Here is a 19,104-nt window from a genome sequence, read left to right on the forward strand (position 1 = left end):
TAATCCTTCTTTCTATTCACTCTACTTTAGTTCCTATGTACTACTAAAGAGACTTTTTATTGATGTGTGACAGTTAGGGTGCGGAAGGTGGGCTATATGAGGTATGGCGGGAGAAACGGCGGTGATTTTCTCAAGAGTGGATGATTGAGGAATATCTTGGGCAACTGCTACCATTACCTGGCAAAGCGATCGCTTTAATCCTTCTGCCTGTTCTAAACCTGTAAGCTTATATTGGAAAAACTCCCTTAGCAGCTGATGTAGTTGGTAAATTCCCTCACCTTTGCGCTGAAGTAAATACAAATTTAACAACTTATCATCTCTAATTTCCTCTATTTCTTCCTCATCTTCCTCTGATACACACAGTTCCACCAACTTCCAAGGTATAGGTGCGGCGGCAAATAAACTTAGCAAACAACCAAGCTGCTTGTCATCATCCTCTAATTCCTGCCAACTTAACTCAAAGGCTGCCAACACACCCCGTTGTGCTGTCATGTTATCTTCTGACTTGGGCTTAGAGAGGGAACGCTCATCTAGTCGTTTTTCTTTCAATCGCCGTAACATTTCTGTTACAGACAAATCCCGTTTCCGCGTTAGATATCGCCCGACTAATTCCAAACCCAAAGGCAAATATCCCAGCCACTCACACAATTGATTTGCTACAGCTAATTCTTTTTCAATTCGCTCTGGTGTATCTTTTAGTAAAGACTTTAATAACTCCAGCGCCGCTTCTGGTTGCAGCACATCCAAAGATAATTGTGCTATGCCTCCAAAGTACTGACGTGTAGTCATCAGCACTTTAAACCGGGAAGATGGCGATGATAGATAAGGCTTGACTTGCTCGTAATCGCTGACATCATCCAACACTAGCAGCACATTACCCTCACGCCAATGCCGAAAGCAATATTGGACTTGCGCGAGTAATTTTTGGTTAGAATCTTCTGTTAAATTCTCTGCCGGGTTTAAGTCAAGCTGCGTTCTAGCAAACTGCACAATTTGAATACCCACATCTCCAGCCTTTGCCAGCAACCAGCAAATTCCACCTTTGTAAATTTCACGGTGAGCCATTGCATATTGTAAGGCCAGTTCTGTTTTACCCAGTCCACCCATGCCAGCGATCGCAGCAATGGCTACCTGATTATTTTCCTGCAACATCTGATGCAGGTTTTGCAGTTCATCTTCACGTCCAACAAACTTCATCACTCCACTCAGGGGTAAATTCTCGTAGCGTGTAGGAGTGGGTTTGGCTTTTCTAGCTTCAGTACGCTGTACACCTGGTAATTTTTCTCTACGGCGTTGCCATTCTTCACCAAACTGACGCAGGTTCCCTTCTTTATCATCTTTGTTTTGCCAAAGCGTCAGCTTAAAGTGCCAGTCCTCCGAACCTCGTGGATGTACGCGCAAATCTTCCAGAACACCCAAAAAATCTTTAAGTGCATTTAGCGCTTCTCGAACTTGTTCTTTCTCTAAACCAGCAAGTTCCGCCAAAACTCTTAGCTGTGTCCTCACAACTAGTTGCTTTGATGTTTGCCAGTTAAAGTCAATTTTAAAACGCTCACTGTTTTCTATCTCATCATTGGCATAAGCCAACAACGTTTTTAATAGCTGCCTTACCCGGGCTTCGACAACCTCACCATAGCTATCACGCGTCATCAGTCACTTTTGTTCAAATTTGGACAAAGTTTCGGGAATCCCCAAACTTAATCTAGCATCCCCAAACTCAAATCTCTGGGTATTCACTCATTACAGCCAACAGACAACTGCATTTGCTTTCACCGACTACCCCAAATTTACCGTTGCCTCAGCGTTAAAGGTAAAACCAATGAAGGCGACGAAATCGTTCAATATCAAAAAACTAGTGGCAGTTTTGTTATTTGTAATTCCCCTAATTGCAGACTGCTTAATGCCAGGTTCAGGTATTGTAATTGAGCTTGCATTCCTAATTTGGGAATTGTTGGAACTAGAAGAGACAGAAATAAAGGGAGATGATTTGAAAAAATAACTATAACGGTTCTCGTTTACGTAAGGTACATTTGTAGGGGCACGGCACTGCCGTGCCCCTACACCTCGCAATATAATGTTGTACCCCATCTGAATGGGAACCGCTATAGTAATTGCCCTTACAACACCATCATTCCAACTCAGAACACGAAACTTCGACCTCTGAACTCGGAATTTTGACCTTTCAGCTCGGAACTCTGACCTTTTAACTCGGAAGTTCGACCTCTGAACTCGGAAGTTCGACCTCTGAACTCGGAATTTTGACCTTTAAGCTTGGATGTTCCACCTTTTAACTCGGAACTCCAACCTTTTAACTCGGAACTTCGACCTTTGAACACGAAACTCTGAGATAAAAGCTTGAACGTTGAGGTTGAGAATTTGAATTTTACTACTTTGACGTGAAGCAATGCTTGAGTTGGGCTACACCTACGCAAAAAATTGCTGGAACCACAGGAGATAGAGGCGGATGATTTGAAGAAATAACCGATAAAAATTACATTTTCCACTGTAACAAACCCTTACCCCCAGACCCATTCCTTACAATAGAAAGGGATTTTATTCACTTTCCTTCTTGAGGGAATCTCAAAGTCAACACACCAACAGATGCAATTTGATACCCAACTGCTACCACGCATTAATGCCACATCCAAGAGAGAAAATGGTAAACAATATTATGTAGATGCCAACGGAAATCGTTTTCCTAGCGTTACTACAATCCTTAATGCCACCAAATCACAAGCAGACAGAGACAGATTATCAAACTGGAAAGCGCGTGTTGGTACAGAAGAAGCTACCCGCATTACTACATCTGCTAGTCGTCGGGGAACCCAAACACACAAACAAATTGAGCGCTACCTCCTTGGACAAAACCCTGTTTGTTCCGAAGCGAGTCGCCCTTATTGGGAGAGTATCAAGCCGGTTTTACAAGAAATCGACACAGTTAGACTGGTAGAAGGCTCTGTTTTTCATCATGATTTGAGCTATTCTGGCAAAGTTGATTGTATAGCCAGCTATCAAGGTATTCCCTGTATTTGCGAGTGGAAAACAGCAGACAAACCCAAAGGCTCAATTGAGCATTTATATGAACATCCACTGCAACTTACGGCGTACATAGGAGCAGCTAACGAATATTATCGAGATTATGGCATTCAGCTAAAGCACGCTCTCTTGGTAGTAGCGATTCCAGAAATGCCAGCAGAGGTATTTTGGTTTGAATCAGCAGTCATCAAAGATTACTGGGAGGAGTGGGAAAAAAGAGTCGCCCAGTTTTGGGAACGCAAAAGTGTTTGGGGTTAATCAACCCCTTCCCTACGGGACGCTACGCGAACGGGGAAGTCAAAAGTCAAAATTAATACCAATTTAAAAAAAGAATGCAACAAATAGACCATTTGTAGAGACGCGATGAATCGCGTCTTCACCCAAGGATGTGTTGCAATCATTAATTGAATTGGTATAAGAATCCCATAAATAAATTTAGTTAAAGCCAAAAACCAAAACCAGTGTAGGTTGGGTTTGACTTCGTTCAACCCAACCTACAAATATCTTTAACCCAAGCGTATTGGCATTGCAGAGAAGTTTTTAGCAGATATGGAAATTTCCCAATTTTAAGGTAGAGTCAATTATTAGTAATTAAAGTAAAGGAGTCAGCAATCGAGCCACTCTCACAGCTAACTTGAACGAAAAAGGTTTTTTATCGTACTCATCAAGATCAACAGGAACACAGACAGTTAAATCATCCTCTAACATATTTTTCACACTTTGGACAAACCGAGGGTCGGTAACAAAAGCCATAACTTCAAAGTTGAGGGAAAAAGAGCGACTATCTAAGTTAACAGTTCCTACCCCAGCTATATTTTCATCAATGACTATAATTTTCTGGTGCATAAACCCATTTTTGTAACGATACAACTTGATACCGATTTTTTCCATTTCGGTGTAGTAAGAGAAGGAACATAAATAAACAAATAAGTGATCAGGTCGATTTGGTAATAGAATTCGCACATCTACACCTCGCATTGCTGCCAGTTTTAAAGCTGACAAAGTTGCCTCGTCCGGTACAAAATATGGACTAGCAATCCAGAGATGAGTTTGAGCTTGATTAATTAGTTCAACGAAAAAAAGCTTACAAGCTGGTAGCGTATCTGCGGGGCCTGTAGGAAGAATGAATGCAGTTTGATTAGTTTCCTGATTAATTTTTACTTGCCAATTAACTTCGAGAAGTTTTTGAGTCGCCCAATACCAATCTCGCACAAAAGAGTTTTGTAGGCTTTGCACAGTTGGGCCTTCGAGCATCATGTGGGTATCACGCCAGGGACTCAAGCGAGGATTCTTTCCTAAATATTCGTCACCAATATTCAGTCCACCTACAAATGCTATTTCTCCATCCACCACCAAAATTTTCCGATGATTGCGAAAATTATATTGGAATCGATTACCCTGTCCTTTTGTGGTGTTAAATGCACTTACTGCAATTCCATGCTGTTCTAGAGACTCGATATAAGGGCGAGATAGTTTCTTGGAACCAATTTCATCGTAGAGAAAGTAGATATTTATTCCTTTCTTAGCTTTAGCAATCAATGCTTCTTTAAACTCATTACCAGCTTGGTCATCGTTAACAGTATAAAATTGGAACAAAATATAATTTGTCGCCGATGCAATCTTTTTCAGCATCGCTTCAAAGGTTTGCTGACCATTAATCAGTAATTCGGCAGCATTACCTGATGTGAAAGGAATTTCTGTAAAAGCCTCCGCTAATGGTTGCAACTCGGCTAGATTATTTGGTGGTGCAACCTGAAATTTAATAATTTCACTATAAATCGGCTGAATAAGGTTGTAGTGTTGTGCATAGACTGAGCGCAGTGTTTCAGCATATCCATGAAATTTAGTTCTTCCTAAAATCCAATACAACGGAATAGCTAGCCAGGGAAAGGTAATTAGAGAAATGCTCCAGGCGATCGCCCCTTGGGAAGAACGCACATTCATCACTGCATGGGCTGCATGTGCAACTCCTACCACATGAACAACAACTGTAGTTGTGCTAAAAATAGCTAGAATACCAGCATCTACAAGCATTTTAATTTTTTGGAGGATTGATATAAGTAAATTCTGCCAGCAATGGCTTATGATCCGATGAACAAATTTGGTCTAGCACCTTAGCACTGGCTTTCTTCACACTGAGATTTCGATAAAAGATATGATCTAAAGGGGGTGATAAGAGGAAGCGTTTAATTTTCTCCTTTTCATGAGGTGCGAAAATTACAGGCGTTAATCCCAATTGAGTTATTACTTGATTGAGGATAACTGCTCTTTTTTGACTCCAAGTATTGAAATCTCCCGAAAATATTAGTGGCCCACGATGTGTAGATAACACTACCTCTAATTCATTTAATTGTATTTTAAATTTATTTAAATCTACGAAATTGATCAGATGACTATTTATTGTCAGGATAGTGGTGCTTTTATCAGATAGCAGATACTCCGTAACTAAAGAAATTTTAGGAGTTTTAACAATTGGTTCATAATGTTTAGTAGTTATAACTTTTTTTGTAATTGGACTGATTGTAGCTGCTGTGAAAATTCCCGAATAAATTTTGTGATGAATATCTACAAAGTTCGGGGCAAAATTCCAATTCATTTTCAGCCAGGTTTCTAATTTATCTGCTTCTAACTTTAGAGAAAACTCTTGTAAAAATATGAGATTGGGTTGGTAGGTTTCAATTATTGTTGAAAAATCCTTTAACCAAATTTTATTATAGTTTTGTTTAGCAATATTCCAACTGAGAACTTTAATTGAGTTACTATTAATTTCTCTTTGAAGAGAATTATTTTTATCAATTGTGAGTTCTTGTAGACGAAGAAATCTATAATATGGAATAAATTTTGTAACGAGAGTGTTTACGTGTTCTTGAATATTAGGCATCTCATTTATCCTTAATCAATCCATCACAGCTAACACAGCTTTCGGCAATAATTTATCTTTAAACCAAACAATTCTCGCGGGAACATCATTTAATTTTACTCCCGCTTTTTCTAAATTAAGTCGCTCGGAAATTGCCAAAATTAAGTCGTCACGTTCAGCCCGCCGTACCTGAGAAAACTTCTTTTGTAAATATTCTGGCCGCCAATAACCAACAATTTCTAATAAAAAGGTGCGTCCATCAGAATGTACCAAGCGAAAATCAGGAATCATCACGCTACCCGGGATTGGGATCAAATCAACTTCTCGCTCTAGCGCCCAACCACTTTTCAACGCATCCCACTTATCAGCAAAGGATGCTTCTAGCATACTATCGTATGGCTTGCCTGGTGGATAATGGGATACCAAACCACATTCAGAATTAAGGGTGAAACGTCCAGTTTTCCAAGTATTTGTATAGGCGTCGCGGCTTTGGAGAATGGACGAAAGACTCCATTTGGTAACGTGAAGTAAAGCGGGAATAAGTTTTGCGATCGCTAATCCATATCGCGTACTAGGATTAAACAAACTCGTCGGCCCATCTATCGTAATTGTAAACCCGTGGTCAGCATCGCCCTCAATATAAGCCATCAATTGAAACAATTTTAAATAGCGAAACAACAGCTTATATTCACCCGGAACATTCCGATGAGCATTTAACACCAATTGACTGGCTTTATAAAACACACCCTGCACCTGAGATAAATTATATCTATTTAACAAATCTGGCGCTGTTGGTGCATCAAAAACAGTCAAAATCTTATTTTCAGATAAATCAGCATATAGTCCATTCCGAACCTGTTCTAGTAAAACTTCCCGTTCAAGTTCTTGAGTTAACTCATCAGCAACTTTCCCAAGAGTAACTTGTGTTGATTCCCGACTATAAACAGACTTTGAAGCCAACGAAAATACCCGTTCTCTTAACATTTGTGGTTCCAAAGGACTAATCACCTCAAAAGTGCAAAAACTACTTTTGAGAATATAAGCTAATCCCCGCTTTACCCGATAATCTGTAGAATCTCCTTCAAAATCAGTCAGCTGTCGCTCAAGCACACCCTGAGTCTTCCCCACCGCTGATTGAAAATAATTGATTAACTCAATCGCCAACTCCGAAGTTTTCTGATCAATCTTCAGTCTCTTCGGAATAATCTCCTCCCCGTTTTGGCGATGCATCAGTAAATCTGTCGGTAACATCTGAATTTTGGTTTTTAGATTTTGAACTTCCAGTTGAATAATTAATTTCTAGCTGTTCCGCAGCCTTCAAACTCCTTTCCTTCCCACTCCCATACACAACCTGTAACTTCCCTTTCTTCTCCTCCTCCTCTCTGCGTCCTCCGCGTCTCTGCGGTTCGTTTTCTCTTTCCACACCTCTTCGCCTAGCCGAAGTCCCCTCCTCACTCGTATCCTCCGCCACCACCTCATATAAAATCGCCTGTTTATTCTCAATATTTCCCTTCCGTAAAATCCTCCCCAACCGCTGAGTATACTCCCTAGCCGAACCAGTTCCCGATAAAATAATCGCCACAGAAGCCGCCGGCACATCAACACCTTCATTCAACACATGAGAAGCAACCAAAGTATTATATTTACCCTCTCGAAACTTTGTTAATATCTCATGCCGTTCCTTCACAGGAGTTTGATGAGTAATTGCTGGAATTAGCAACTCTTGAGAAATGCGGTAAACCGTCGCATTATCCGCAGTGAAAATCAAAATTCTTGCCGGATAATGTTCCGCCAATAAATTCACCAAAATTCGCAACTTCCCATCAGTCCCCAAAGCGATATCTTTCGCTTCCCGGTGTGCTAACATAGCTCTCCGTCCAGATTGCGATCTAGCACTCATTTGCACGAACATTTGCCAACCTTGAAGACTCCCCAAAGAAATCCGAGATTGCTTTAAAAAGTCGTTGCGCGTTTGAATTAATTGGTTGTATCTTTCCCGCTCAAGTTGCGATAACTTTACCTTAATTTGGACAATTTCATGTTCTGCTAACGCCTTCCCCGCCAAATCTTCAGCGCGTTTGCGATATACTTCTTCACCAATGAGGATATTTAAGTCAGCGTGTTTACCATCAGTGCGTTCTGGTGTAGCAGAAAGTCCAAGACGATAAGGTGCGATCGCATATTCAGCAATCACCCGATTAAAATCTGTCGGTAAATGATGACATTCGTCAAAAACAATCAACCCATATTGATTCCCTAACGTTTCGGCGTGAATTGCTGCACTATCATAAGTTGCAACTAAAATAGCTGTTCTATCCCGTGAACCACCCCCCAGCAATCCCACCTCAGCATCAGGGAAAGCCGCTACCAAATGTGCATACCACTGATGCATTAAATCCAAAGTTGGCACTACAATCAGCGTCGTGCGTGGCGTTGACTGCATCGCCATTTGCGCCAAATAAGTCTTTCCCGCCGCCGTGGGAAGCACAACGACCCCTTGTCTACCCGCCAGTTTCCAAGCCGCTAACGCCTCAGTCTGGTGAGGATAGGGTTCCATTTCCAGACTGGGAACCAAATCTATAGGATAAAATTTCTTTGCCTCATCAATAAAATTAACATCTTCCGCTTGTAGTGCTTCCACTAGCGATCGGTATCTAATCGCTGGAATGCGGAATTTTTGAACTCTATCATCCCATGTAGCATAGTCCATCCAACCTTTGCCACGTGGTGGTGGATGCAAAATTAATGTGCCACGATCAAAATTTAATGTAGGAGTACGAGCCATTTATGGGGATTGGGTATTGGGTATTGGTGGGGATTGGGTATTAGAAAAACTCTTCCTTATCTGCCTAGTCCCTATTTCCTAGTCCCCAATGCCACTCTATTGATTACTAATAACGCAAAAAGGTATCGGCTCAATCAATAATTTGGGGCAAGCAGTTACTGCATCTGCCAATTTTGGATTTTGGACTTTCCTGCGGAACGCTACGCGTAGCTTGCTTCCACGTTCGCGGAGCGTCTCGTAGAGAAGTGGTACGGCTACGCTCAGTCGAACGATTTTGGATTTTGGTGAAGCAGCGCGGTCTTCTCCCTACAGCCCTTTGGGCATCCTACGGCAGGCGTTAGCCTCTCCCAATGTGAGAAGGGGAGACGATGCCGCGCATAACGCAGGGGTAGCGAGCCTGCGTTATGCGCGTCTCGTAGAGAGCATTTGGGGGTTTCCCCCATGAGTCACTGCTGTTAGCGCAGCAGTAGCGTTAGCGAAGCGGTAGCGATAGCGCAGCGTTAGCGACGTAGGAGCGTCGGAACGAGCGTCCGTAGGAGCGTCAACCGTTCGCGCAGCGTCTCCGACAGGAGAAGGGATTGACCCCGGCAAGATTGAGTGTGGGGCAAGCCGAATTTTGGATTTTGGATAATGGAATTGTTCCGCCCACGCAACGTTGGGGCATGAACCGAAATAATTTTTAATTTTTCAATTCTTTCTTCTATTATTTAAAATCTAAAATTGTTACGAGTCGTGGCAACCAGGGACATCAAAGTATCCCAAGCCTTGGTTCCATCAGAGGTCTGAGTGCCATAACTAATGTATCGGCACTTTAAATACAAAAAAACCAGCCTCCCACAGCTGGTCTGAAAAATGTTTTTTTGTGTTGTCTTCTCAAGAGAGTTAAAACCCAATTGCGCGTTCCCAAAATGCAACAGGCAACTTTTCTTAACAATATTGTAACAGCCAACACAGATTTTTCTTGAATATTCATCAAAAAAAGATATGAGCAAAGCTAAAAAGCCTCTATCTATCAGGATAATTCAGCAAATTGTAGGGTATAGATGGAGAAGGTGAGCGGCAGCAGAGGGGAAAGATGTAATTTTTCATTCTGCCCCATGCCCAATGATGACCATTTGTGGTTTTCCCCAGAGGATGCTCTCCTGCTTGTAAATTGCAATTCCCGGTTTTGCTCCTTTGGGTTTGTAGACGTGTTTTAGCTGAGTGTAAACTACTGGCACTTGATCACTCTGACGGGCGCGACTGTAGTATGCAGCAAGATTAGCTACAAATTGCAAATCAGCTTCTTCTGCAACAGCACCCGGTTCTAGACGTAGTAGTACATGGCTCCCTGGAATTTCTTGAGCGTGGAACCATAAGTCATAATCTCCAGCTACACGAAAGGTCAATTGGTCATTCTGGCGATTGTTACGACCAATTAATACTTCAAAGCCGCTGGGAGTAAGGTAACGATGAAAGTTGGTGCTGGGGACTTCATTGGCGCTGCGGCTGCGGTATTCTGGATCTTCTAGATACTTTTGTCCAATCAACTCTTCGCGGATTTCTTCTAAAGTTCGCAAATCTTCTGCTGTTTGGTAGGTGTCTATCTGAGCGATCGCAGCCTCTACTTGCTCTAAATACTCAATTTCTGTCTGCACTGACAACAGTAGCGGTTCGACAGCAGAACGAGCGCGTTTGAGCTTTTGGTGCTGTTTGTAAAGACTTTGGGCATTTTGGACAGCATTTTTATCTGGCTGGAGGGCGATCGCTACTGGCAAACTTGTATCAAAATCAGAAAGGATAATTTCCTTCATCCCCGGTTCCCAGTTTTGCAGGTGAGCCATCAATAAATCAGCTTTTTGTCGATACTCATCGGCTTGATCTGATTGCTGCAAGCGCGTCTTAAAGGTTTGAGCTTTATTCCGTAATTTCGTCAGAATATTATTCAATTTCTGACTCAACTGATGGCGCAATTGAGAAAATAGCTGTTGATTGATCTGGTTACTGTAGTAGCGGTTAAGTAACTCCTGAATATCTTTGACGTTTTCAACTCCACCCCAACCCATTACGGTGTAGCCATCTTTTGTCCAAGCTGGTTGAAACTTACTGGAATCCAAGGCTTGCAGCCATTCTTGCCAGCGCTCAAATAGCCGTTGCCAATCGTCGGGGTGGAGAGTATCGGTGGATGTTTCTGGTGCAATATTTGCTTCTAATAGCATTAACTCCAGTAGGGCTGCACTCAAACCACTATAACTTTTTAGTAATTGCCGCTTGATTGCTCCTGGCACTAAACTTACCCGTTCTTGCCAACGTTGTTGGGATTCGCTCAAACTGGGGACAGTTCCAGTCAGTTTCGGTGGTGTTTCATAAGGTTGTCCGGTTTGGATGGGACGGACACTAGATTGTTGCTGACTGACTTGATGGGCTGCGGTGATAATTATATTGCTGGCGTCGGTGAGAATGACGTTACTATACTTGCCCATGATTTCTGCATAGACATGATATAGGGCGCTTTCTCCGGGACGACGGGCAAATTGCAAATCAATAACCCGCTCCCAAGGGGCGATCGCTTCAATAGCCACCAATGCCAAACCACTCAATTGATGTATCAGTTGTTGGCTAAAGGTAAAGGTATCTGGCGATCGTGGTGGTGGATCGCCAATACAAATATGTGCAGCTTGGGGATGCCAAGAAATCTGTAGCCAATCGCGCTGTTTGAGAGTGCGTAATGCCATAGCAATAGTGTAGCGATCGCGCTGGTAAACCTGTTCTAAGCGTGATGGTAGCCAGTTAGCGCGGATTTCGCTACAAGCAGCTGTGAGAGTGGTAAAGTCAACTGGTTGCAAAGCGATTAGTTATTAACATTCAAATGGTAGCGATCGCTATGCTTTTATTTTCGTTTAGTCAAAGCATAGCAGACCTCAACTATCATAGCGGTTACTTGGTTTGGTGATAGCTGCGAATAAAAAAAACGCAGAAATCTATTATAAAATAGACTTCTGCACTTATACAATAAAGTAATTTTTTATACAAATTACTTTTAATATCTAGTTTTGCTAGCTGAAGCGATCGCTGCCAAAGTTAAACCCAAAGTACTGTAATTGTCACTGCTTTAATTTTATAAGCAAGATGGGATTCTGTAAGTGTTATAACAATAAATGTAATTTTTATAACATTAAAACTGAAGTTATAAGTTTAGATTACACAGACATACACTTATGGTTACTAACGCAATTAATTCGGCAGGAAGTCTTGGTGAATTTACGATTGCTATTAATAACAGTTAAAAATGCAAATTTGTCAACCAAGTTATATACAAACAAATAGGCTAATTAATTCCCACTAATTAAACCAATAGTGCAAATCACTCACCCTAGAGAAATATTTAGAAGAAATGATTGAGTAATGGTGACTGAAGACTAGGAAAAGAAAATTATTGCTTACTTCCGAGTTACCCACTCACCATTATCTGTTACACAAGAGAATTATTTAGTAACCAAAGCTGGCTGTTTTACTGTTGACTGCACTAATTCGGCTGTTGACTCCACTAGTTCTTTTGCTGTTGATTGCACTAATTCGGCTGTTGACTGCACTAGTTCTTTTGCTATTGACGCTACTGGTTGTGGCTGCAACAGTTGGGTGTAAAGTTCACTCAGTTGATTTGCTACGCCATCCCAGCTAAACTGAGTTTCGACGCGCTTTCTACCAGCTTTACCTAATTCATCTCGCCATTCTGGATTTAAGAGAATTCGGTCAATGGCAGACGCAAAAGCATCTACATCTTGTGGTGGTGCCAATAAACCAGTTTCTTCATCAACCACAGTAAACTGAAGTCCGCCGACATCACTAGCGACAACTGGTGTACCGCTTGCCATCGCTTCGATCGCCACGAGTCCAAAGGGTTCGTAGTGACTGGCAACAACGCAAACATCGGCAGCTGCGTAATAAGTTGGTAAAATATCTTGACTGAGACGACCGGCAAAAGTGGTCAAGTCGCTCATCCCCAATTCGTTGACGATTTGCTCAATGCGATCGCGCTCAATCCCGTCGCTGTTACCTGGAGTACTACCACCACCAATAATTAGCTGGAGATTGTTGGAGTCCCGTAGCCCAGACTCGTTTACTGCACGTACCAAGGTTTCTATACCTTTGCGTGAGTCAAAACGTCCTACATATAATACAACTTTGGCTTCTTTCTCAATACCCAATTTATCTCTGGCTGCTTCTCTTGCAATCGAACCAAACCGCTGAATATCTGTACCGCAGGGAATGATGTCAATATTGCCTTTAGTGGAAACTAGCGATCGCATATGTTCCTTCTCTTGCGGACTTGTCGCCACAATTCGATCTGCTATTTCCAAAACCTGTTTTTCCACTGCTAATCGCTTACTAGCAATCAGAGGAATATTTTCTATAGTGTTATATTTGATTGCTCCTAAGGAGTGGTAGGTGTGAACCTGTTTACTTTTTTGGATTTTATTTAACTCCATCCCCACCCAACTAGAGTGCCAATAGTTAGTGTGAACTAACTGGTATATAGTGTCATTTTTTACTTGGAATTTAAGGAAATTTTCTATAAATTCTGGCAGAAAATCAAAAAGCTCATCTCGTGGCACAAACTCAAGGGGGCCAGCTTTTAAACGAATAGTTCGACAATTGTCGCTATGTTCAACAATTGAGTCTTGCTCCAAACTCACTTTGCGGGTAAACATATCAACTTGCCATCCTAGCTGCGCTAGTGCTTCACCCACGTGGCGCACATAAACATTTTGTCCCCCAGCTTCTTCTTTCCCTATTTCAATCGCCGGGTCTCCGTGGACGGAAATCAAGGCAATACGTTTTTCGGTGGTAGAGTTCATAGTTTGTGTGGTGCTGATTTTAACAAAGTTTTCGGCTATTCCAAGTCCGTGTATAGCACACTTTCCTAAATTGTTTAGGAACTTTGATTAATATTGATTTTAATTTACTATGTCTAATATTTTTTTACATCTTCTGCCAGAAGTATACTCTTAGGGCAAATATTTGTATTTAATTTCTATAGATGAAATTACTATAGTTATATCTAATACTTTTGATAGATGAAAATTATATTTTTTTCTTGTGTAGATAAAATTCCATAGATGAGATGCATTGACGTGAGTTCGACGAAGTTACAGTTGGAGTCAGGATTTAAAAAGGTTTTTTATCAGGCTTGTAGACCAAAGCACGTAGCTTACTAACTTGCAATCCGCTGTAAAAAGCAGTCACAGGCAGAGTAGCTAAACCTTTTAGGTCAATATTTAAAGAAGGTTTATTTTTTTAATAGACTGTGGCAGAAGTTTGCCTACCTTTAACTAGTTGCTCAGAACAACTTGTCTAGTTAATTGAAATGGTAGCTGGACTTACGGCAAACTGTACTAGTAGGTGTAAGCAACCAGCCCAGCTAAAAGATTGACCACACAATTAAGTACACTTAGTATTATACGTGTTCAAAAAACATTATTTTTTATAGATATTGTTGCGATCGCCAAATAAATTACTAAGACTTAATAGTGTTGTTTTTTACCCGTAATTAATTCTTCTTAGCATTTGATAATCCGGTATAATTTAAAACTAAAAAATGCCTACTTCTCACATTGAAGTTCAAACCAGTTACCACAGTCAACTCACCCCGTTGAACTCACATTGTATTAAGTAGTAAGAATAACTGTTAAATATTGATGCAAAATTGGGTGCTTTCTGGAATTTGCTTCGGAAAGTTTCAGATTATATTTTCAATCATTAATAAATTTCAGGAGCAAATCAGGTGTTTACTTCAACCTTACTCGCTGCTGCAACTACACCTCTGCAATGGAGTCCGACAGTTGGACTGATTATCATTATTGCCAATATCATTGCCATTGTCATTGGCAAATCTACCATCAAGTATCCCAACGCAGAACCAAAACTACCCTCAGTCAATTTCCTGGGTAATTTTGGTTTACCAGCCCTTTTAGCAAGTACCGCCTTTGGTCATATTTTAGGAGTGGGCGCTGTCTTAGGGCTGCATAACCTGGGAAGAATTTAGGTTTTTACCTAAGTTAGCCTTTATTTGATGATTCTTTTGTCTCCAGCTTTGAGCCAGAAAGTTAGTTCTCTGGCTCTTTATTTATTGAATACTGAGTTTTAATGTCTTAAATAGTGAGTGCAATCATAAGATATGGCTCTATTGTAGGGATCAATAATAAAAGCAAGTAACAGATTTTTTTAGCTGGATGAAACTTATTATCCTGTAGAGCTTTCTGAGAGTGCTTGCTATTCCAGATATTAACCAACTATTGCTATCCCTTTGAGAAGATATTTGAAAAATCGTAAAGTATACTAAAAACCCCACTTCCAAACCTCTTCCCCCTTGACTCTAACTTTTAACAAATGTCCACTTTAGCACCTTCATGGGGGCTTGTTGTAGTGCTTGAGTTAATTCAGTGCTGCTCTCAAATTTTACCTGAGAGATATCGCAGGCTTCGACGTTGACTGTGAATTTATCGTCCTGGAAGGTTTTGATTTTAAGTTGAATTAATTTCTGAAGTCAGAAATGTTAATGTAGATATTGAAGGGCGATCGCTCTGACTTCTTTAGTGTGGCTTAATATCTTTAGCCATTCTCAATTGAGTGTTAGATAGTCTATTGTTTATGGCGCAGATATATGTATGCACAGTATATATTGTACCAAAATTAATATCAGCAAATACTGCTCAGTTTAGATTCCCGACTTCTTAAAGAAGCCGGGAATCTAAGGGTCCAAAAATGATTTAAGATTGCTATAGGTTGAATATAGCTAAATTCTACCTAAAAAATCTTTGGTGTGGGCAAACAATGCAATAATTGCAAAATAAAGTTGGCTATTTGCCCACTGGATGATTGAGAATTTTCAACAATCTGTCAAAAACATTTGTGCCTCAAATCAACCTATACTCTAACTACAGCCTATGCAATTAAGAGTGACTTTGTAGCGGATCAGCAACGTATTTGAATGTTGGCTCAGAATTCCAAGGGCCACGCTCATCTTTACCATTACCGTTTGTAGATAAGTTGTAGTAAAGAGCAACAGTTTCATCTGGCTTAACATTACCAAAGAATGGTTCTGTCAACTTACCCAGTGAATCTAGAGCTTTCATAAACATCTGAGTATGAGAAATTTCTCGTGTTAACAGATGGACTAAAGTCTCTTGGGTTCCTTGGTCGGTTGCCAACTTGATCAATGCTTCGTAAGTCTGACGAGCACCAGCTTCTGCTGCAATGTTAGCTCTCAAATCACGCACTACATCTCCGCCTTCATTTAAGTAACTAGCAGTCCAAGTATTACCCTGGCTATCTAGAAAATGAGGTCCCACTCCTCGAACTGCAAATAGAGTGCTCTTAAAAGCCTCTGTTTGATCCACATCTTTGGTATGAGCTTCGATGAGTTTACCAACCATTTCTAAATGGCCGAATTCCTCGAGCGCGATATCTTGGAGCATATCTCTAATTCCAGCATTTTCAACATGGAATGATTGAACCCAATATTGCAGGGCTGCGCTAAGTTCTCCAGTAGCTCCACCAAACTGCTCTAGAAGTAATTGAGCATAACGAGGATTTGGTTCGCTAATCTTTACTGTATGGATCGGGTCTTTTTTGTGAAAAAACATGCTGTTATTCTTCCGAAAATAGTGTTCTTACAGGATGGATCGACTGAATTTTTTATCTGCGAGGATTTTTCAAGTTTTTTCTAGCTAATTGGAGACTTTATATGTTTCTAAAGCTGTTAGCTAGAAGACTGAAAAAACACAGTATTCGTTTAATGGTTGATAACTACCGATAAACAGTTAAGCATTGCTGCTTCTTCTGATTAATCCCCATAGATAAATAGCAACAATTGCGCCGAGCACAGCCACTAAAATACCAGGAAGAGTTAAAGCAACAGCCGCAGTATTTTGCAGAGTTCCTGCTTGTATCAAGGTAAATAGACTTCCACCGACGAAAGCACCAATGATACCCAAAACCATTGTGGAGACAATTCCACCACCTTGATAATCAGGATAAGTAGCCTTAGCAATCGCACCTGCCAAAAGTCCTAAAACTACCCAAGCAATAATACTCATAACTGCCTCAACCATTTCACTTATATATAACTTATCAACTTTTATTCACAATTCTTTCTACCACATGGGATAAATGCTAAATCCAAAAGTTAGACAAAAAATTTTACATCCAGATTGGATATAAATCTGCCTTATACCATTAAAATGCTAAATAAAAGTTTTTTCTAGATTAAGTCATGAATTATTCAAAATATAATCTTAGTCCTGATTGACTCCTAAACATAGATAATATTAACAAATTAATTTATCTTATTTTATATCTCTCTTAAGAGAGAAACATTTTATCTAACTTTTTGGGGATGCATCAAAAATATTTACTTACAAATAAAATATATATTTTCTGTGATAATTCATTATTAATTATATGTTATTGCATATAATAATCAACTAGGCTTTTTCTACAACTTTTATTTAACAACTTTATAAACTGAGCAAAGAGTAATTTTCTTAATCACTAATGTTTTGCGAAAATTAGCAAGAGCTTTTATGAAAAGCCAGATTTAGCCCAATACGCTTGGGTTAGAGCCTGGGGAGCCACAGCAACCAAGCGGTTTCCCGACGAGCCTTGCAAGCGGCATTTGAGGAACGAAACCCAACCTAAATTATCCTTAAATGAACTGTATTGAGATTTCATCAAAAATTTATTGTATGAAATTACACAAAAATTGCTCACACTAATTCTTGTAAATATTGAATATATAGCAATCCTAAATCATTCGTGAAAAGTTAGATCCCTGACAACTTTTACGAAGTCGGGGATCTGGACAGCGCAAATTTGAACGAAATCAAATAGGATTGCTATATCATATTCCCTCAACCTTTATTTTGAAGGTAGATTGAGGAGATAATATGTAGCCAAAATTTGCAGAAGTTATCTCAAATGGCACGGGAGAATTTTGTCTCTCGCGTTCTTGTGTGAGTATCAAATATTACGGCAATATTTCTGACTAGTAATCTACCGATATCTGTAATATGGATATGATTTTTTGATAAACTGACCAGGCTATCGGCTTCTAATGGTTTTAACGCCTCTAGTTCATCAGAGAAATATTCATCAAAATTGATATGATATTTGTTTTCAATATCTTGCTTATGAAGCTGAAAGTGAGACATAATCCCCATGATTACATCCCGTCTGATAATATCATTTTGAGTAAGTTTGATACCTTTACTAACAGGTAAAGCACCCGCTGCAAGTGTTTGATAATAATCCTTTAATTCCTTGTGGTTTTGAGCATAAGCATCTTCTAGCATACTGATGGATGTAGCACCAAAACCAAACAGTTCTGTTTCAGCATGGGTAGTGTAGCCCTGGAAGTTCCGCTTGAGAGTACCATTCCGTTGAGCGATCGCTAATTCATCATTAGTTTTAGCAAAATGATCCATCCCAATAAATAGATATTGGTTATTCGTTAATTCTTCAATGGTCATTTTCAGAATCTCTAACTTTTCTTCTGCTGGGGGTAGCGCCTCTTGAGGGATATTTTTTTGCGTTGGTTTTAGCCACGGTACATAGGCAAAGTTAAACACAACAATTCGGTCAGGGTCTAACTCAATAGTCTTTTTCACCGTCTCCCGAAATGTCTCACGGGTTTGATAGGGTAAACCATAAATAAGGTCTACATTCACACTTTCAAACTTAGCTTCTTTGACCCAACTCATGACATCAAAAAGCATTTCTTCTGGCTGGACACGATTAACAGCTACTTGAACTTGGCGATTAAAATCCTGAATGCCAAAACTAATGCGGTTAAACCCAATCTGTCTGAGAAATAAAATGTAGTTTCTATCGATATAGCGGGGATTAATCTCAATTGAGATTTCTGCTTGTGGATCGATGTTGAAATAGCGATTGATGTTTTTCCATAAATATTCTACTTGGTAACGATCCAAGTAATTAGGAGTACCGCCTCCCCAGTGGATTTGCAGCACTTTTCTGTCTGGATCGATTAAAGCTGAGGTGTTTTTGATGTCTTGAATTAAAGACTCTAGGTAAGGTTTGGCAATATTTTTGTTGTTGGAAATTACTGTGTTACAGCCACAGAAATAGCAAGCACTTTGGCAAAAGGGGATGTGGAAATATAAAGAAAGAGGGGTTTGACGTTGATTCGAGGCTGCGATCGCGGCTTTAAAATCAGTTTCAGTGAATGTTTCGCTTAACTCTGTAGCGGGCGGGTAACTGGTGTATCTGGGGGCGCGAGTGTCGTACTTTTGGATCAGATCCAGATCAAATTTTACATTAGGTAATACAAAAACCATTGAGTTGCTTTCCAATAAATGTGTGAGGGGAAAGGGGGATGAGAGAGGCAAAAATAATTACTGACAGACGCGATTAATCGCGTCTC

General features: G+C 40.3%; 12 protein-coding genes and 1 pseudogene. 3 read left to right on the forward strand and 10 right to left on the reverse strand.

Going from position 1 to position 19,104, the window contains the following annotated elements; translation table 11 throughout:
* Positions 1 to 33: 33 nt before the first annotated feature.
* Positions 34 to 1,650 (reverse strand): NB-ARC domain-containing protein, encoded by a 1,617-nt coding sequence (locus V7K46_RS24525; RefSeq protein WP_335117767.1) that lies wholly within the window; start codon positions 1,648 to 1,650, stop codon positions 34 to 36.
* A gap of 169 nt (positions 1,651 to 1,819) precedes the next feature.
* Between V7K46_RS24525 and V7K46_RS24530 the strand changes: the two genes are divergently transcribed.
* Entirely contained in the window at positions 1,820 to 1,999 is a 180-nt protein-coding gene (locus tag V7K46_RS24530; protein WP_335117769.1) for a hypothetical protein, read from the forward strand.
* A 602-nt stretch (positions 2,000 to 2,601) separates the two neighbouring features.
* Positions 2,602 to 3,294 carry a PD-(D/E)XK nuclease family protein gene (locus V7K46_RS24535; protein WP_335117772.1) on the forward strand — a complete coding sequence of 231 codons (693 nt, stop codon included), beginning with the start codon at positions 2,602 to 2,604 and terminating at the stop codon, positions 3,292 to 3,294.
* Between the two features lie 333 nt (positions 3,295 to 3,627).
* Here the strand turns inward: V7K46_RS24535 and cls are convergent, their stop codons facing one another.
* The 6 genes and pseudogenes from cls to V7K46_RS24565 all read right to left on the reverse strand — a co-directional run.
* Entirely contained in the window at positions 3,628 to 5,070 is a 1,443-nt protein-coding gene (gene cls, locus V7K46_RS24540) for a cardiolipin synthase (RefSeq protein ID WP_335117774.1), read from the reverse strand.
* 1 nt (position 5,071) lies between these two features.
* Complete coding sequence (locus V7K46_RS24545) at positions 5,072 to 5,917, reverse strand: endonuclease/exonuclease/phosphatase family protein (protein ID WP_335117776.1); 846 nt, start codon at positions 5,915 to 5,917, stop codon at positions 5,072 to 5,074.
* Positions 5,918 to 5,932: 15 nt separating this feature from the next.
* Positions 5,933 to 7,147: a DUF790 family protein gene (locus tag V7K46_RS24550; protein ID WP_335117778.1), complete on the reverse strand. Its 1,215-nt coding sequence runs from the start codon at positions 7,145 to 7,147 to the stop codon at positions 5,933 to 5,935.
* Positions 7,077 to 8,681: a DEAD/DEAH box helicase family protein gene (locus tag V7K46_RS24555; RefSeq protein WP_335117780.1), complete on the reverse strand. Its 1,605-nt coding sequence runs from the start codon at positions 8,679 to 8,681 to the stop codon at positions 7,077 to 7,079. The genes V7K46_RS24550 and V7K46_RS24555 overlap by 71 nt, the downstream gene beginning before the upstream one ends.
* Before the next feature lie 1,085 nt (positions 8,682 to 9,766).
* Complete coding sequence (locus V7K46_RS24560) at positions 9,767 to 11,506, reverse strand: Rqc2 family fibronectin-binding protein (protein WP_335117782.1); 1,740 nt, start codon at positions 11,504 to 11,506, stop codon at positions 9,767 to 9,769.
* A 777-nt stretch (positions 11,507 to 12,283) separates the two neighbouring features.
* Positions 12,284 to 13,519, reverse strand: a pseudogene (locus V7K46_RS24565) (glycosyltransferase family 4 protein); the annotation flags it as partial.
* Between the two features lie 926 nt (positions 13,520 to 14,445).
* On the opposite strand from V7K46_RS24565, the gene psaK reads away from it, so the two are divergent.
* Complete coding sequence (gene psaK, locus V7K46_RS24570; protein ID WP_298920297.1) at positions 14,446 to 14,706, forward strand: photosystem I reaction center subunit PsaK; 261 nt, start codon at positions 14,446 to 14,448, stop codon at positions 14,704 to 14,706.
* Positions 14,707 to 15,613: 907 nt separating this feature from the next.
* Here psaK and V7K46_RS24575 read toward each other — a convergent pair.
* From V7K46_RS24575 to hemN, 3 genes are all read right to left on the reverse strand, one after another.
* Positions 15,614 to 16,306 carry a manganese catalase family protein gene (locus V7K46_RS24575; RefSeq protein ID WP_335117786.1) on the reverse strand — a complete coding sequence of 231 codons (693 nt, stop codon included), beginning with the start codon at positions 16,304 to 16,306 and terminating at the stop codon, positions 15,614 to 15,616.
* A 177-nt stretch (positions 16,307 to 16,483) separates the two neighbouring features.
* The gene (locus tag V7K46_RS24580; protein WP_335117788.1) at positions 16,484 to 16,759 is read right to left on the reverse strand and encodes a GlsB/YeaQ/YmgE family stress response membrane protein; all 276 of its coding nucleotides are present in this window, start codon (positions 16,757 to 16,759) and stop codon (positions 16,484 to 16,486) included.
* Between the two features lie 876 nt (positions 16,760 to 17,635).
* Entirely contained in the window at positions 17,636 to 19,018 is a 1,383-nt protein-coding gene (gene hemN / locus V7K46_RS24585) for an oxygen-independent coproporphyrinogen III oxidase (protein WP_335117790.1), read from the reverse strand.
* Positions 19,019 to 19,104 lie beyond the last annotated feature (86 nt).

The organism is Nostoc sp., assembly GCF_036917395.1.
Taxonomy (GTDB): domain Bacteria; phylum Cyanobacteriota; class Cyanobacteriia; order Cyanobacteriales; family Nostocaceae; genus Nostoc.

Bases quoted from the DNA above. Each gene is read 5' to 3' on its own strand.
- hemN (WP_335117790.1), bottom strand. From the start codon at position 19,018: ATGGTTTTTGTATTACCTAATGTAAAATTTGATCTGGATCTGATCCAA.
- V7K46_RS24550 (WP_335117778.1), bottom strand. From the start codon at position 7,147: ATGTTACCGACAGATTTACTGATGCATCGCCAAAACGGGGAGGAGATT.
- V7K46_RS24545 (WP_335117776.1), bottom strand. From the start codon at position 5,917: ATGCCTAATATTCAAGAACACGTAAACACTCTCGTTACAAAATTTATT.
- V7K46_RS24555 (WP_335117780.1), bottom strand. From the start codon at position 8,681: ATGGCTCGTACTCCTACATTAAATTTTGATCGTGGCACATTAATTTTG.
- V7K46_RS24535 (WP_335117772.1), top strand. From the start codon at position 2,602: ATGCAATTTGATACCCAACTGCTACCACGCATTAATGCCACATCCAAG.
- V7K46_RS24580 (WP_335117788.1), bottom strand. From the start codon at position 16,759: ATGAGTATTATTGCTTGGGTAGTTTTAGGACTTTTGGCAGGTGCGATT.
- V7K46_RS24575 (WP_335117786.1), bottom strand. From the start codon at position 16,306: ATGTTTTTTCACAAAAAAGACCCGATCCATACAGTAAAGATTAGCGAA.
- cls (WP_335117774.1), bottom strand. From the start codon at position 5,070: ATGCTTGTAGATGCTGGTATTCTAGCTATTTTTAGCACAACTACAGTT.
- V7K46_RS24530 (WP_335117769.1), top strand. From the start codon at position 1,820: ATGAAGGCGACGAAATCGTTCAATATCAAAAAACTAGTGGCAGTTTTG.
- V7K46_RS24525 (WP_335117767.1), bottom strand. From the start codon at position 1,650: ATGACGCGTGATAGCTATGGTGAGGTTGTCGAAGCCCGGGTAAGGCAG.